At 54.1% G+C, this 14,066-nt stretch carries 14 protein-coding genes; 12 read left to right on the plus strand and 2 right to left on the minus strand.

The features are described from left to right. The first annotated feature begins 234 nt into the window (after positions 1-234). From ACFIO0_RS00005 to ACFIO0_RS00035, 7 genes are all read left to right on the plus strand, one after another. Positions 235-807, plus strand: a complete 573-nt coding sequence (locus tag ACFIO0_RS00005) for a hypothetical protein (protein ID WP_390912397.1) — start codon at positions 235-237, stop codon at positions 805-807. A 377-nt stretch (positions 808-1,184) separates the two neighbouring features. Further along, positions 1,185-2,765 carry an ABC transporter substrate-binding protein gene (locus ACFIO0_RS00010; protein ID WP_390912399.1) on the plus strand — a complete coding sequence of 527 codons (1,581 nt, stop codon included), beginning with the start codon at positions 1,185-1,187 and terminating at the stop codon, positions 2,763-2,765. Positions 2,766-2,856: 91 nt separating this feature from the next. After that, positions 2,857-4,422 carry an ABC transporter substrate-binding protein gene (locus ACFIO0_RS00015; protein ID WP_390912401.1) on the plus strand — a complete coding sequence of 522 codons (1,566 nt, stop codon included), beginning with the start codon at positions 2,857-2,859 and terminating at the stop codon, positions 4,420-4,422. Positions 4,423-4,473: 51 nt separating this feature from the next. Further along, positions 4,474-5,454 carry an ABC transporter permease subunit gene (locus tag ACFIO0_RS00020; protein WP_390912403.1) on the plus strand — a complete coding sequence of 327 codons (981 nt, stop codon included), beginning with the start codon at positions 4,474-4,476 and terminating at the stop codon, positions 5,452-5,454. Then, complete coding sequence (locus tag ACFIO0_RS00025; RefSeq protein WP_390912405.1) at positions 5,454-6,398, plus strand: ABC transporter permease subunit; 945 nt, start codon at positions 5,454-5,456, stop codon at positions 6,396-6,398. Before ACFIO0_RS00020 ends, ACFIO0_RS00025 begins: the two co-directional genes overlap by 1 nt. Beyond that, positions 6,398-7,372 (plus strand): oligopeptide/dipeptide ABC transporter ATP-binding protein, encoded by a 975-nt coding sequence (locus ACFIO0_RS00030; protein ID WP_390912407.1) that lies wholly within the window; start codon positions 6,398-6,400, stop codon positions 7,370-7,372. Before ACFIO0_RS00025 ends, ACFIO0_RS00030 begins: the two co-directional genes overlap by 1 nt. Then, positions 7,372-8,334 carry an oligopeptide/dipeptide ABC transporter ATP-binding protein gene (locus ACFIO0_RS00035; protein ID WP_390912409.1) on the plus strand — a complete coding sequence of 321 codons (963 nt, stop codon included), beginning with the start codon at positions 7,372-7,374 and terminating at the stop codon, positions 8,332-8,334. Before ACFIO0_RS00030 ends, ACFIO0_RS00035 begins: the two co-directional genes overlap by 1 nt. A 118-nt stretch (positions 8,335-8,452) precedes the next feature. On the opposite strand, the gene ACFIO0_RS00040 is transcribed toward ACFIO0_RS00035, so the two are convergent. Further along, entirely contained in the window at positions 8,453-8,917 is a 465-nt protein-coding gene (locus ACFIO0_RS00040; protein ID WP_390912411.1) for an Rrf2 family transcriptional regulator, read from the minus strand. A gap of 107 nt (positions 8,918-9,024) precedes the next feature. Here ACFIO0_RS00040 and ACFIO0_RS00045 point away from each other — a divergent pair, with 107 nt between their 5' ends. The 5 genes from ACFIO0_RS00045 (at position 9,025) to ACFIO0_RS00065 (ending at position 12,759) form a co-directional block, all read left to right on the plus strand. Continuing rightward, positions 9,025-9,651: a peroxiredoxin gene (locus tag ACFIO0_RS00045; RefSeq protein WP_390912413.1), complete on the plus strand. Its 627-nt coding sequence runs from the start codon at positions 9,025-9,027 to the stop codon at positions 9,649-9,651. Between the two features lie 57 nt (positions 9,652-9,708). Then, complete coding sequence (locus ACFIO0_RS00050; RefSeq protein WP_390912415.1) at positions 9,709-11,118, plus strand: cytochrome ubiquinol oxidase subunit I; 1,410 nt, start codon at positions 9,709-9,711, stop codon at positions 11,116-11,118. A gap of 11 nt (positions 11,119-11,129) precedes the next feature. After that, a complete protein-coding gene (gene cydB, locus ACFIO0_RS00055; RefSeq protein WP_390912417.1) occupies positions 11,130-12,131 on the plus strand; it encodes a cytochrome d ubiquinol oxidase subunit II in 1,002 nt (333 codons plus the stop codon). Next, complete coding sequence (locus ACFIO0_RS00060) at positions 12,131-12,241, plus strand: DUF2474 family protein (protein WP_390912419.1); 111 nt, start codon at positions 12,131-12,133, stop codon at positions 12,239-12,241. The genes cydB and ACFIO0_RS00060 overlap by 1 nt, the downstream gene beginning before the upstream one ends. 77 nt (positions 12,242-12,318) lie before the next feature. Continuing rightward, positions 12,319-12,759, plus strand: a complete 441-nt coding sequence (locus ACFIO0_RS00065) for a hypothetical protein (RefSeq protein ID WP_390912421.1) — start codon at positions 12,319-12,321, stop codon at positions 12,757-12,759. A gap of 290 nt (positions 12,760-13,049) precedes the next feature. Here ACFIO0_RS00065 and ACFIO0_RS00070 read toward each other — a convergent pair whose 3' ends face one another. After that, entirely contained in the window at positions 13,050-13,973 is a 924-nt protein-coding gene (locus ACFIO0_RS00070) for a LysR substrate-binding domain-containing protein (protein WP_390912423.1), read from the minus strand. Positions 13,974-14,066: the final 93 nt, after the last annotated feature.

A 14,066-nucleotide genomic window follows, 5' to 3' on the forward strand; every position in this document is an offset into this window, starting at 1 on the left:
TAATCAATAGCGGATGTTCTCTCTGCGGACTTTGCTGTCTTTTGCTTGACGTTCACAAATGTCTGATTAGGCTTATTACATGCAATTACGTGCCAGCAACAAAAGCATGAATTTTTGGTAAATCCGCGCCTCCCTCGCCCATTTCGCTCGGCATTAACTCGTCTGACAATTGCCTTCGCGTCTATGCTTTTTCTGGCTGGATGCGAGTTCGAGCTTTATAGATGGAAGCAGGCTGTGTCGCTCGTCGTCAATACGCCATTCGGTCCAGTGACAAGTACGTCAATCCAATGGGTCGAGGTCAAAGAATATGACAAACCACTTTTTGCGACTACTACGAAATATGAGCGCAATGGAGGCGGCGGCCCCATCATTTTGAACATGGGCGGCGACAATGTGTTGTTTGGCGTTTTTGAAGGGTTTCAATTTGCTGAAGGGACCGGTGTTGGTTCTGAACATGGCGGATACGTTTACGAAAACATGACCACTGAAGTTCTGCCCGAGGCGAGGGAGATTGATTTCCAGTCCGACAGGGCAAAACGTGGGTTAACCTTCTTTCGATTTCGCAATCTGAACGATCCACTTAGTGGCGAATTGGTCGATATCGAAAATCTCGCGGCGCATTTCGGAGAGGGGTATGCTCTCCAGGATGGATTTCTTGCCATTACACATCAGCCCGTCGAAGAAGGTCGTGCCGAAGCGTTGCTGCCGTGGCTCGCGACGTACGAAGACGACATCTTTCTAGATCGAAATGTTTATGACCGAGGCACATTGGCCCCGAGTGCGATCATTTCGGGGTTTGAAAGATGACTTCTCATTTTTCGTGATCTTTTCAGAAACGCTTTTCACCCCGATAAAGGACATTCGTTCATGATGCAGCATTTGTTTGTTTGGGTTCAAAGCGGACGTTCTCCGCGTTGCTGCATCACCGCACTACACTTATTTGCGTAACGTCACGAGGGGCCTCATCCGGATCTTTGATCGGCTTTGAATACATCGCACTGCAGTTGTCTGAAACCTGACATTGGCTTTGAGCCGGTCACAATACGCCGTGCAAAACGTCACTGCTGCTACCAAGATTCGCCTTACGAAATGCAAATTTGGTTGAGCGAATTCGTCGAGGGCCTTGCCATTGGCGAAAAATGAATCAACCTTGAGTGGGAAGATAACAACCATGGGGAATCTCGATGAAACCGACAATGGCACTCACAATCAGCGCTTTGCTGCTGAGCACAGCTGCACCACTTAGCGCGGAAACGCTGCGTTGGGCACGTTCAGGGGACGCGCTGACGCTTGATCCGCATTCGCAAAACGAAGGGCCGACACATACGATCCGCCACCAGATGTACGAACCGTTGATCATTCGCGATGTGACAGGCGCGTTTGAACCGGCGCTCGCCACGGACTGGGCCCCAAAAGTGGACGATCCAAATGTCTGGGTTTTTAACCTGCGCGAAGGCGTGAAATTCCATGACGGCGCTGACTTCACATCTGAGGACGTTGTGTTCAGTTTTGAACGTGCCAAACAACCCAATTCCGACATGAAAGAACTGATCGGCTCCATCACCGAAGTGCGCGCTGTTGGCGATTATTCGGTCGAAATTGTCACAGACGGACCGAACCCGATCCTGCCCTCAAACCTGACCAACCTTTACATGATGGACAAAGGCTGGACCGAAGCGAACAACACCGTCGACGTTCAGGACTTTGAAGGTGGCGAGATCACTTTCGCGACGACACATGTCAACGGCACCGGGCCTTATGTACTGGCCAGCCGCGAACCTGACGTGAAAACCGTGATGACGCGCAACGACGCCTATTGGGGCCGTGACCAGTTCCCGATGGAGGTCAGCGAAATTGTCTATACTCCGATCCAGAATGCAGCGACCCGTGTGGCTGCCATGTTGTCGGGCGAGATTGATTTTCTGCAAGACATGCCGGTGCAAGACCTTGCGCGCGTGAATGCCGTCGACGGATTAGTGGTGAAACAAGCACCGCAAAACCGCGTGATCTTTTTTGGAATGAACCAAGGGGCAGCTGACCTTGAAGGGGATAACGTCGACGGTGCGAACCCGTTGGCCGATGTGCGTGTGCGCAAGGCGATGTCGATGGCCATTAATCGCGATGCGATCCGCCAAGTTGTGATGCGCGGACAAAGCGCGCCTGCAGGTATGATTGCGCCTCCGTTTGTGAACGGTTGGACAGCAGAGATGGACGCGGAATCCTCGACTGACATCGAAGGTGCCAAAGCCCTGATGGCAGAGGCAGGATACGGCGACGGTTTCTCTATCCGGCTTGATTGCCCGAACGATCGTTACGTGAACGACGAAGGCATCTGCCAAGCGGCTGTTGGCATGTTGGGTCAAATCGGCGTCAAAGTGAACCTCGATGCCAAACCAAAAGCCCAGCACTTCCCGTTGATTACCGATGGCAAGACCGACTTTTACATGTTGGGTTGGGGTGTGCCGACATACGATTCAGAGTATGTGTTTAACTTCCTCGTGCACGGCCGCGAAGCCGAAATCGGTACTTGGAACGGCACCGGTTACGCCAACGCTGATTTGGACGGCATGATCAAATCGTTAGCCTCAAATACCGATCTGGACGCTCGTAATGCTGACATCGCCAAAATTTGGCGCGTCGTTCAGGATGAACAGCTGTACATCCCGATCCACCACCAGGTTCTGAACTGGGGGATGTCAGACAAAGTTGGCATCGAGGTTGATCCAGAAGATCAGCCAAAGGTAAAGTACTTTACGATGAAATAGCCCTACATGCGGCGGGCCAGTTTCTTGGGCCCGCCGCCTTTTTTACAAGCACCGGTGCACGCATCCGTTTCGGCTCAGATTAGGAAATAGAATGTTACGAAATTTAAGCTATGCCGCACTCATTGCCGCGGCCGCCTCCACCACCCACGCAGAAGAATTTACGTGGGCCGTTACAACCGACCCTCAAACGATGGACCCCCATGCGGTTAACTCCGCCCCGGTTCTGGGCTTCTTGAACAACGTCTACGAAGGGCTCGTGCGGCGTGGTCAGGACATGGCGATCGAACCGGCCCTCGCAACCAGTTGGGAAGCGATCGGGGCAGGGGACGGATGGCGTTTTAATCTACGCAAAGACGTCACATTCCAGGACGGTGCCGCATTCACAGCCCAAGACGTACTGTTTTCATACGAACGCGCATCCAGCGACGAAGCCGACACAAGCAGTTGGTTTTCGCCCGTATCCGAGGTTGTCGTCGTTGACGATTTCACAGTCGATATCATGACGACCTCGCCTAACCCGATCTTTCCCGACAGTATCGCCAACTGGATGATCATGGACAGCGATTGGGCCACGGCGAACGAAGCCGCCCGTCCCAACAAAGAAAGCGGCAACTACGCCACGCTCAACACCAACGGCACTGGTGCCTTTGCCATCACAAACCGCGAGCCGGGCTTGCGCACTGTGCTTGAACCGCACGCAGGCTGGTGGGGCGAGGCGTCCCATAACATTACCCGAGCCGAACTGACCCCGATCCAGAACCCGGCTACGGCCCTCGCCGCATTGCTGTCGGGTGATGTTGATTTCATCAACCCCGTGCCGGTACAGGACGTCGCGCGCTTGCAACGTGATGCGAACGTGAAAGTCATCCAAGGGATTGAGGCGCGCGTGATCATGTTGGGGTTCCCACATGAAGCAGCGGCTTTGAAATATTCGCTTGAGACATCGGACGCCAACCCCTTTGCTGATCCGCGCGTCCGCCGTGCTGTGGCGCATGCGGTCAACGTTCCTGCAATCTTGCAAACGACCATGCGCGGCAACGCAGAGGCGGTGAACCAACTGGTTAGCCCTGCAATGCGCGGCTATTCCGATGCGTTGGGCGGTGACGCGGCCTATGATCAGGATGCCGCGCGCGCGTTGTTGGCCGAAGCCGGATACGCCGACGGTTTCTCCTTTGGTCTGAAATGCCCGAATGACCGCTACCTGAACGACGAAGCGGTCTGTCAGGCGATTACCGCCATGTTGGCCCAAGTTGGTCTGCGTGCCACGCTAGATGCAATGCCGGTTCAGAACTACTGGCCAGAACTGCGCGCCGACAATTACGATATGTACCTGTTGGGTTGGTCGCCCGGCACGTTTGACGCCGAACACCCGATCCGTTTTCTTGCCGCGACCCCGAACGAGGAAAAGCGTCTTGGCAGCTGGAACTTTGGTGGCTATTCCAACGCGCGTGTTGATGAATTGCTGCCCATGATCCAATCGGAAATTGATGATACCAAGCGTCAGTCAATGCTCGATGAAGTCGCACAGACGTTGCAGGATGAAACGGCCTATGTGCCGCTTTATGTTCAGCCTCTTGTCTGGGGGACCCGCGCCAATATTGATCTGGTGCAACGCCCTGACAACTTCTTTATTCTGCGCTGGGTGACAGTTAACTAAGACCATTTGGGGGGCCGCGCAGGCCCCCTGGACTTTGGGGAATTCACCATCATGCTGGCCTATATTATCAGACGCGTTGTGCAATCCGCGCTTGTTTTGCTGATCGTGGGACTGACGGCATTTTCGATGTTCCGCTTTGTTGGTGACCCGATTGACAACATGCTGGGGCAAGAACGCACGGTTGCGGATATCGAGCGACTGCGCGAACAGCTTGGTCTCGATCAATCGTTTCCCGTGCAATACTATAAATTCCTGACTGAGGCCGCGCAGGGCAACTTTGGGGTAAGCTACCGACAGGGACGGCCCGTGGCCGATATCTTGATCGAACGCGCGCCTGCCACGCTAGAACTTGCAGCCGTGTCTGGAATACTAGCAATCGCATTTGGCATCGGCTTTGGCGTCTTCACTGCAATCAGGCGCGACGGGTTCTTGGCCAATTTCATTATGTCAGCCTCCCTCATTGGCGTCTCGCTGCCGACCTTCTTAATCGGGATATTATTGATCTACATCTTTTCGGTCGAACTGGGATGGCTGCCCAGTTTTGGACGCGGGGAAACAGTAAAAATCGGCAATTGGTCCACGGGGTTGCTGACAGCCTCAGGGCTCAAAGCGTTGGTTTTACCCTCCATCACGCTTGGGCTTTACCAGATGACCTTGATCATGCGCTTGGTACGCTCAGAAATGCTCGAGGTTCTGCGACAGGACTACATCCGTTTTGCCCGCGCGCGGGGACTACGTGAAAGAACGATCAATTTCCGGCATGCTTTGAAAAACACAATGGTGCCCGTGATCACGGTCATCGGCCTACAGCTAGGCGCGATCATTGCGTTTGCGATCATCACCGAAACGGTGTTCCAGTGGCCAGGCGTGGGCTTGTTGTTCATCAACGCGGTGCAATTTGTCGACATCCCGGTCATGGCCGCATACCTCATGCTGATCTCGGTCATGTTTGTGGGGATCAACCTGATCGTGGACATCCTTTATTTCTTTATCGACCCACGCCTGCGGGTCGATCGCGCGGGGGGACACTGATGACTGACGTACCATTAAAGCCAGCAGAGCAATCGCGGCTGCGTGTTTTCCTCGATAGCGACGTTTTCTACATGTTCAAAACGTCACCCGTCGCCGTGGTGTCGACACTCATTTTCGCAACTCTGGTGTTGTCAGCTATCTTTGCGCCACTCATTGCGCCCACTAACCCGTTCGACCCGGCATCTTTGAACCTGATGAATGGCTTCACGGGGCCTATGACACCCAATGCGTTCACGGGCGAAAGCTTTTTGTTGGGCACTGATGATCAAGGACGTGATGTGTTTTCAACGATCCTGTACGGGATGCGCGTGTCGCTGTTTGTAGGGGTGGCCGCCGTCCTGCTTGCGATGGTGCTTGGCATCACCTTGGGTCTGATCTCGGGCTACGTCGGTGGATGGACAGAAACCATCATTATGCGCACCGCCGATGTGCAACTGACCTTTCCATCGATCCTTGTGGCGATGTTGATTTTTGGGGTCGCCAAGGGGATCACCCCGGTTGAATACCGTGATCAGATGGCGATCTGGGTCCTGATTTTAGCCATCGGTCTAAGTGATTGGGTACAGTTTGCCCGCGTCGTTCGGGGGGCTACGATGGTCGAAAAGCGCAAAGAATACGTTGAGGCCGCCCGCCTCATTGGTCGCACGCCCTTTGCGATCATGCTGCGCCACATCCTACCCAACGTCCTGTCGCCGGTTTTGGTGATCGCCACGATCTCGCTTGCCTTGGCGATCATCGCCGAAGCGACGCTGAGCTTTCTTGGTGTGGGTGCACCTGCGACGCAGCCCTCGCTGGGGACATTGATCCGCATCGGGCAAGGGTTCCTTTTTTCGGGCGAATGGTGGATTTTGCTGTTCCCCGCCGTCACGCTGTTAACCCTCGCGCTGAGCGTTAATCTGCTGGGCGACTGGCTGCGCGATGCGCTAAATCCAAGGCTGCGCTGATGTCTGATGTTGCATTGTCGATCAGGGGTTTGTCAGTCGAAATTCCCAACCGCGCCGGAATTGTCAAACCGGTTGACGGTGTAAGCTATGACATACATGCCGGCGAAATTTTGGGGGTTGTCGGGGAAAGCGGCGCGGGTAAATCCATGGCTGGCAACGCGGTGATTGGTCTGTTGACCCCACCGGCCCACATTGCAGCGGGCGAAATACGGCTTAACGGAAATCGCATTGATTTGCTCAAGGACGAAGACATGCGCCGCTTGCGTGGAAAACAGATCGGTATGGTTTTCCAAGACCCTCTGACCTCGTTAAACCCGCTTTTGAGTATTGGTGATCAGCTCACCGAAACCATGTTGACCCATCTGGATATCAGCCGCAGCGAAGCGGACAACAGGGCAATTGCCGCGCTGGAAGAGGTTGGCATCCCTGGTGCCGCCGAACGTATTGATAGCTATCCACATGAATTCAGCGGCGGTATGCGACAGCGTGTCGTGATCGCTTTGGCCTTATGCGCAGAACCTTCGCTGATCATCGCGGATGAACCAACGACAGCGCTGGACGTGTCAGTTCAAGCACAGATCATTGCGCTTCTCAAACGCCTGTGCCGGGATCGGGGCACTGCGGTGATGCTGATCACCCATGATATGGGCGTGATTGCAGAGGCCGCGGACCGTGTAGCCGTGATGTATGCAGGGCGTCTGGCCGAACTTGGTAATGTGCGCGATGTGCTGACTGCACCCCGCCATCCCTACACCTTTGGTTTGATGGCCTCGACACCTTTGGCGTCACAGGGCAAAGCGCGGCTGCACCAGATTGAAGGCGCGATGCCAAGACTTAACAAAGTGCCAGAGGGCTGCCCATTTAACCCCCGCTGCGCGTATGCCCAAGACAAATGCCGCGCAGCCCCCGCTCCACAAATCACAGATGGCCACGCTGCGTGTTGGTTCCCCATGGCCGTGGAAAAGGTATCGTAATGTCGCTGATATCCGTTAAATCCCTCACCCGGGTGTTCGACGTGTCCAAGCCCTGGTTGAACCGTGTGATCGAACGACGCGCAAAATCGCTGCTGACCGCCGTTTCCGAAGTGGACTTTGAAGTTGCTGAACGCAGCACCTATGCGCTTGTTGGCGAAAGTGGGTCGGGGAAATCAACGATCGGGCGCATGCTGGTCGGGCTTTTGACGCCCACATCCGGCAGGGTCGAAATCAACGGTGTGAGCCTCGCGACCGAAACAGACGCTAGCAAAATCGATCTGATCCGCTCTGACATTCAAATGATTTTCCAAGATCCCTTTGCCTCGCTGAACCCGCGATGGCGGGTGCGCGACATTATCGTGGAACCCGTTGTGGCGCGTGGTGGGGATGCGACTGGTCTGGCCGAAAAACTGTTAGAACAAGTGGGGCTTTCCGCGCTTGATGCAGGCAAATTCCCGCATGAGTTTTCAGGGGGGCAGCGACAAAGAATTTGCATTGCCCGTGCGTTGTCTTCTGAACCAAAACTGATCGTGTGCGACGAACCGACATCGGCTCTTGATGTGTCGGTACAAGCGCAAGTTCTAAATCTGATGAGCGATCTCAAGGATAACTTCGGGCTCACATACGTTTTGATCAGCCACGATCTGACAGTGGTCCAACACATGGCGGACCGTATTGGCGTGCTCTACCTTGGCCGCTTGGTTGAAGAAGCCAGCCCCGAAGATTTGTTTGCTAACACCAAGCATCCATACACCAAGATGCTGCTAGAAGCTGCACCCCGCATGGACGGGTTTGGCCGCGAGGCCGAACTGCCAGAGGGCGAAATCCCCGATCCCATCAACCCACCAACCGGCTGTGCATTCCATCCGCGCTGTCCAATTTCGACCGATATTTGTAGAAAAGATCGACCAGTAATGCGCAGTTTGAACAATACACGCGTGGCCTGCCATCTCGCAGAATAGTTCAGTCTAGGTTTTGCCATTGCTTGACCTGCAAACGTACTGCGTTTTTGCATAGCCAGCTGAAGCTGCCCTTGGTTCCAAAAACCATAGCGACGGACAGGGTCAGTGATTTGTCTTCCTATTCGACCGCCGCTTCAATCCGCGGCAAATCCAGCGGTGCAATCCGCTCCATCAACTGCCCTCGGTTTGAGGCGATATTTGCTATTGTCAGACCGTCAAGCACCGCCATGAAGGCCGCAGTTGCCTCCTGAATCTTTTTCGAAAGGACACAGATGCCGATCAGCGGGCACGTGTTCTTTTCAGGGTTAAAGCACTCGACGACGTCCATCGGGCCTTCGGTAATCCGAATGACATCACCCACGATGATGTCGGCAGGCAAACGTGCGAGGCGAAATCCGCCGCCACGCCCACGAACGGTTTCTAAATACCCCGCTTTGCCCAGCTCATGAACAACCTTCATGATGTGGGGACGCGATATATTGTGGATTCTTGCCACGTCTTCAATCCGGACAAGCTCGGGGGCTTTGAGCGCTGCCAGCTGCAACGCGCGCAGCGCATAGTTGGAATAACTGGTTAATTTCATGGTGCTTCCTGTTGTCGCACCTCAAAGATACATTCAAAGTATTGCTTTTGTAAATGGGCTTTGTTAGATGCCTTTTAAACCACTATTCAAAATATAGGATAAGAGCCATGAGCCTTAGAATTGGTGACACAGCCCCTGATTTCCAAGCAGAAACGACAACAGGATCAATTCAATTTCATGATTGGATCGGGGATGACTGGGCGTTCTTTTTCAGCCACCCTGCGGATTTCACTCCTGTCTGCACAACCGAAATGGGGCGGACTGCGCAGCTGGCAGAACAGTTCGTGACGCGCCACGTAAAACCCATTGGTCTGTCCACTGATACTGTCGTCGAGCACGTGAAATGGATCGAGGATGTCAATGACACGCAAAACACTATTTTGCGTTTTCCCATCATCGCTGATGCTGATCTTGGCATCGCCAAACTGTACGACATGATCCACCCAAACGAGAGCGCGACAGCTGCTGTGCGCTCTGTATTCATCATCGATCCCAATAAAAAGATCCGCCTGACCATGACATATCCCATGAATGTCGGGCGAAATTTTGATGAAATCCTGCGCGTGATCGACGCGCTTCAGACTGGCGACAAATTCAACGTGGCCACACCTGCAGATTGGGTGCCAGGCCAGCAGGTCATCATCCCGCCGTCCGTAACAGATACAAAAGCCGCGATGTCATTCCCGCATGGCTACAAAACCATCCGCCCCTATCTGCGGACCGCAAAGCTGTAACCAAGGCGCTTCCTGTTGCGCCAAAAACAACGACCACTCCACAAAAGAGGCAACAAGATGTTCGACAGTCTGACCGCAGAAATGCTGGCGCGTATACAGTTTGCATTCACCATTTCGTTCCACATTGTTTTCCCCGCTCTCTCAATTGGATTGGCCAGTTACTTGGCGGTACTGAACGGACTCTGGCTGCGTACGCGCCAAGAAACCTATCTGACCTTGTTCAATTATTGGAAGAAAATCTTTGCCGTGGCCTTTGGGATGGGCGTCGTTTCGGGCATCGTGATGTCCTACCAATTTGGCACAAACTGGTCAGTGTTTGCGGATAAAACCGGTCCGATTTTGGGGCCACTGATGGCCTACGAAGTGCTATCGGCCTTCTTTCTCGAAGCTGGATTTCTGGGGATCATGCTGTTCGGGCGCGAACGTGTTGGCGACAAATTGCACATGTTTGCCACAGCGATGGTTGCCTTTGGCACCTTGATGTCAGCCACTTGGATTTTGTCCGTCAACTCGTGGATGCAGACGCCAGTGGGCTATGGCATCAACGAACTGGGGCAATTTGTGCCACAAGACTGGTGGCAAATCGTATTCAATCCATCCTTCCCCTACCGGTTGGCCCACATGGTTTTGGCCGCCTACCTTACGACTGCATTGTTGGTTGGCGGTGTGGCAGGTTTGCATTTGTTGCGGGACCAAAAAGATGCGCCTGCACGGCGGATGTATTCCATGGCGATGTGGATGATTGTGATCGTCGCGCCTTTGCAAATTTTTGCCGGCGACCTGCACGGCCTCAACACTTTGGAACACCAGCCGATCAAAATCATGGCGATGGAAGGACACTATGACAGCCACCCCGATGGGGCACCGCTGATCCTGTTTGGCATTCCCAATGCAGACCAAAAACGGATCGATTACGCAGTCGAAATTCCCAAACTGTCCAGCCTGATCCTCAAGCATCATCTGGACGCGCCGATGGACGGGCTTGATACTATTCCCGATGCTGATGAACCCCCTGTCGCCGTCGTATTCTGGAGTTTCCGCATCATGGTCGGCCTTGGCTTTGCGATGCTGGGGCTTGGCGCCTGGAGCCTGTGGCGGCGCGTGCGTGGGCGACTGTATGACGGGCGCGGGTTGCACTGTGCGGCCATTTTCATGGGGCCGATGGGTTTTGTCGCCGTTCTGGCAGGCTGGATCACCACCGAAGTCGGCAGGCAACCCTTTACGGTGTATGGCCTGTTGCGGACCAGTGACAGCCTTGCACCAGTCGCAGCACCCGCCGTTGCAGCATCGTTACTGGCATTTATCGTGGTCTATTTTTTCATCTTTGGCGCAGGCACGTTTTATCTGCTGCGCATGATGAACACACCCGCCGGAACACCGCATTTGGGTCTAAAGGACGGACCGATCCGAACTGCAGGGCTTGCGCCGATTTCCCAGTCCAATCCAGACCCCATTCCCGATCACTAAGGAGCATCACGATGTTTGAACTTTCTTTTATCTGGGCTGGGATCATCGCGTTTGCGGTTCTGATCTACGTGATCCTTGATGGCTTTGATCTGGGTGTTGGAATTCTATTTCCTGCTGCAAACAGTGAGCAGGATAAGGCGCGCATGATGAATTCTATCGCTCCGATCTGGGACGGAAATGAAACGTGGTTGGTGATGGGCGGCGGCGGATTGTTTGCTGTTTTCCCGCTGGCCTACGCCGTCATTATGCCAGCACTTTACATGCCGATCATCTTGATGCTGTTGGCCTTGATCTTTCGCGGAGTCGCGTTTGAATATCGTTGGCGCACACAACGGTGGAAGCCAGTTTGGGACGTCGCATTTTTTGGCGGATCGCTTGTCGCCGCCTTTATGCAGGGCATTGCACTTGGCGCGTTGGTGCAAGGGATCAAGGTGGCGGACAGGGCCTATGCTGGTGGTTGGTGGGATTGGCTTAGTGTGTTTTCGGTGCTGACAGGGCTGGGTGTGGTCGTGGGTTATGCCCTTTTGGGGGCGACATGGATCATTTTGAAAACCGAAGGTCAATTGCAACGACAGATGCAAATCTATGCGTGGTGGCTTGGCGCAGGAACGTTGCTGTTCATCGCAATTGTCAGCATCATGACCCCGTTTCAGGACCCTGAGTATTTCCAACGCTGGCTTAACTTGCCCGGCAGCCTTCTGAGCGTTTTAATGCCCGGTGCCGTTATCGCTGCCGCATGGGCGTTGTTCACTGGCCTGAATGCCGGCAAAGACGCGCAACCGTTCCTTGCCGCGCTTTGCCTGTTTGTGCTGTGTTTCATCGGCATTGGCATCAGTTTTTACCCCAACATTGTGCCGCCTGGCCTGACGATAGCTGACGCTGCCGCCCCGGATTCCAGTCTGCGCTTTGCGCTGGTCGGAACCGTAGTTCTCGTGCCGCTGATCCTTGGCTACACCGCGTATGCCTACTGGGTATTTCGAGGCAAAGTTGACCCGGCTGAGGGGTATCACTGATGCAGTCTACACTTTGGAAAAAGCTAGGCTGGTTTGTCGCTTTGTGGATTATGAGCGTCCTCGCCCTCGCAATTGTCGCCTATGCCATTCGATTGGCGATCGTCCCCTGACCGACGGTTTCTGTTCTTGGCCAAGTATAATCCGGATGCAGGGCCACCCAATTTCACCACACCAAAGGAGCTTTCAAATGCGTATTTCCACCTTCGTAACTGCGTCGGTCATCGCCTTTGCTCTGGCCTCTACTGCCCAGGCGAAGGACCCTAACAAGCTGATCACGATCCTCACTTCTTCCGAACCACAAACCCAATTGATGGCCATGGTCCTAACCCTAAATGCCATCAATGCCGGAGCTGAGGCCGAAATGTTACTGTGCGGTCCTGCAGGTGACATCGCGCTCAAAAATGCCCCTGCATCGGCTGTCACCGGACAACCACCTAGGGACGTCAGCCCCCAAGGTCTGATGCAAATGATGATCGCGAAAAAGGTGCTAAAGGTTCAGGTCTGCGCCATTTATCTACCAGGAAAAGGGACCGACGCGTCAGTATTGATCGAGGGTGTTACCCCTGCAAAACCCGATGCAATGGGCGCTGCGATTGTCACCCCAGGAACATCTTTGATGAGCTTTTAGGACACTGACATTCGTTAAATGGTTTCGTGAACGGCGACCGTACGATCAGTTCTTTGCCAAGGGGTCACGCTTGCCATATCGCTTTCATCGGCCGCTCCTTGTCGTGGAAGTCCAATGAATTTAGTGCGCAAGACGATCTTTTATGGCGCAAACGCGAAACCATCATCAAAGCACTTTTCCCTGTGTCTCTGCATCCGTCAGAGATTAGTGTCACTCGGCTTCATCAGGCGACCTCAGCGGACACTCGAGAACGAAGCAAGACCCAGAATAGCAAGTGTTTGCATCATCGATTAGTCATTCAAGATGCAGTGTTGTGTGTTGGGGCATGCAAAGTATTCGCAACACGCCTGGACGAAATCCAGAACAAGCCGCCTGGGCCGCGATTTGCTATAGCCGATGGCCAAAGTGAGCGGCGGGAGAGCGTCTGAAATTGGCCGTTCGACAACTTGTGCGCCGCTGTAGGTTTCGGATGTCAGTGGACGCATGTTCAGGATGGCGAGGCCGCGTCCTGCCGCCACGAGGCTGCGCACCATCTCGGTTGAATTTGCGTAGGCTACGATGGGGGCCTGCCGCATCCCCGGCTCAAACAGCCCCTCGTAGTAGGATGCCGCCATAGGGCGGTTGAGAACAACCAATGGCTCGCAAGAAATCTGCGCCATCGAGATTGTAGCTTGCGGCGCGAGCGCATGGTTCGATGGCAACACGCAATAGGGCGGCGCTGCGATAAGCGTGTCATATGTGACAGAGGGGCGGACATCCTGAGCGACGAACACGATGACGTCATAGGTGCCATCAATCAGCCCGTTCTGCGCCTGATCGTTATCACATTCTTCCAACTCAAACACGACGTCCGATCCGTTTGGCACAAAGGTATCAAGGATTTGCGGTAAAAAGGCAGGCGCGATCGGGGCGTAATATCCGATCCTCAAGGTCCCGCTCAGTGATTGCTTCAGATCGGCCCCCTCGACAAGCATCGATCGGTATTCGTCCAGCAGGCGTTCGCATTTCTGGGCCACGTCGCGACCACTGGCATTTGCCTGAATGCCGCGCGCCCGCTGTCGCGAAACAAGGGTCAGATCAAATTCTGCTTCAACCTGGTCAATGGCGGTAGAGATTGCAGATGCGGCGATATTTAACTCCGCCGCGGCCTTTGCGATATTGCCGTGCCGCAAAGCCGTCGTGAAATAGTTCATTGCTTTAAGGGTGAGTGCCATAAAAACCTCTGATTTTCAGAACAAGTTTATCGTTTAATACTATTTTTCAGATTAGGCAAAGCATGTCAGGGTTGCAGGTGATACAAAATGCGA

The organism is Pseudosulfitobacter sp. SM2401, from assembly GCF_042932805.1.
Classification (GTDB): Bacteria; Pseudomonadota; Alphaproteobacteria; order Rhodobacterales; family Rhodobacteraceae; genus Ascidiaceihabitans.

What these genes read in the sequence shown, in the direction of transcription:
- ACFIO0_RS00010 (WP_390912399.1), top strand. Translation starts at nt 1,185, where the DNA reads ATGAAACCGACAATGGCACTCACAATCAGCGCTTTGCTGCTGAGCACA.
- ACFIO0_RS00015 (WP_390912401.1), top strand. Translation starts at nt 2,857, where the DNA reads ATGTTACGAAATTTAAGCTATGCCGCACTCATTGCCGCGGCCGCCTCC.
- ACFIO0_RS00020 (WP_390912403.1), top strand. Translation starts at nt 4,474, where the DNA reads ATGCTGGCCTATATTATCAGACGCGTTGTGCAATCCGCGCTTGTTTTG.
- ACFIO0_RS00025 (WP_390912405.1), top strand. Translation starts at nt 5,454, where the DNA reads ATGACTGACGTACCATTAAAGCCAGCAGAGCAATCGCGGCTGCGTGTT.
- ACFIO0_RS00030 (WP_390912407.1), top strand. Translation starts at nt 6,398, where the DNA reads ATGTCTGATGTTGCATTGTCGATCAGGGGTTTGTCAGTCGAAATTCCC.
- ACFIO0_RS00035 (WP_390912409.1), top strand. Translation starts at nt 7,372, where the DNA reads ATGTCGCTGATATCCGTTAAATCCCTCACCCGGGTGTTCGACGTGTCC.
- ACFIO0_RS00040 (WP_390912411.1), bottom strand. Translation starts at nt 8,917, where the DNA reads ATGAAATTAACCAGTTATTCCAACTATGCGCTGCGCGCGTTGCAGCTG.
- ACFIO0_RS00045 (WP_390912413.1), top strand. Translation starts at nt 9,025, where the DNA reads ATGAGCCTTAGAATTGGTGACACAGCCCCTGATTTCCAAGCAGAAACG.
- ACFIO0_RS00050 (WP_390912415.1), top strand. Translation starts at nt 9,709, where the DNA reads ATGTTCGACAGTCTGACCGCAGAAATGCTGGCGCGTATACAGTTTGCA.
- cydB (WP_390912417.1), top strand. Translation starts at nt 11,130, where the DNA reads ATGTTTGAACTTTCTTTTATCTGGGCTGGGATCATCGCGTTTGCGGTT.
- ACFIO0_RS00060 (WP_390912419.1), top strand. Translation starts at nt 12,131, where the DNA reads ATGCAGTCTACACTTTGGAAAAAGCTAGGCTGGTTTGTCGCTTTGTGG.
- ACFIO0_RS00065 (WP_390912421.1), top strand. Translation starts at nt 12,319, where the DNA reads ATGCGTATTTCCACCTTCGTAACTGCGTCGGTCATCGCCTTTGCTCTG.
- ACFIO0_RS00070 (WP_390912423.1), bottom strand. Translation starts at nt 13,973, where the DNA reads ATGGCACTCACCCTTAAAGCAATGAACTATTTCACGACGGCTTTGCGG.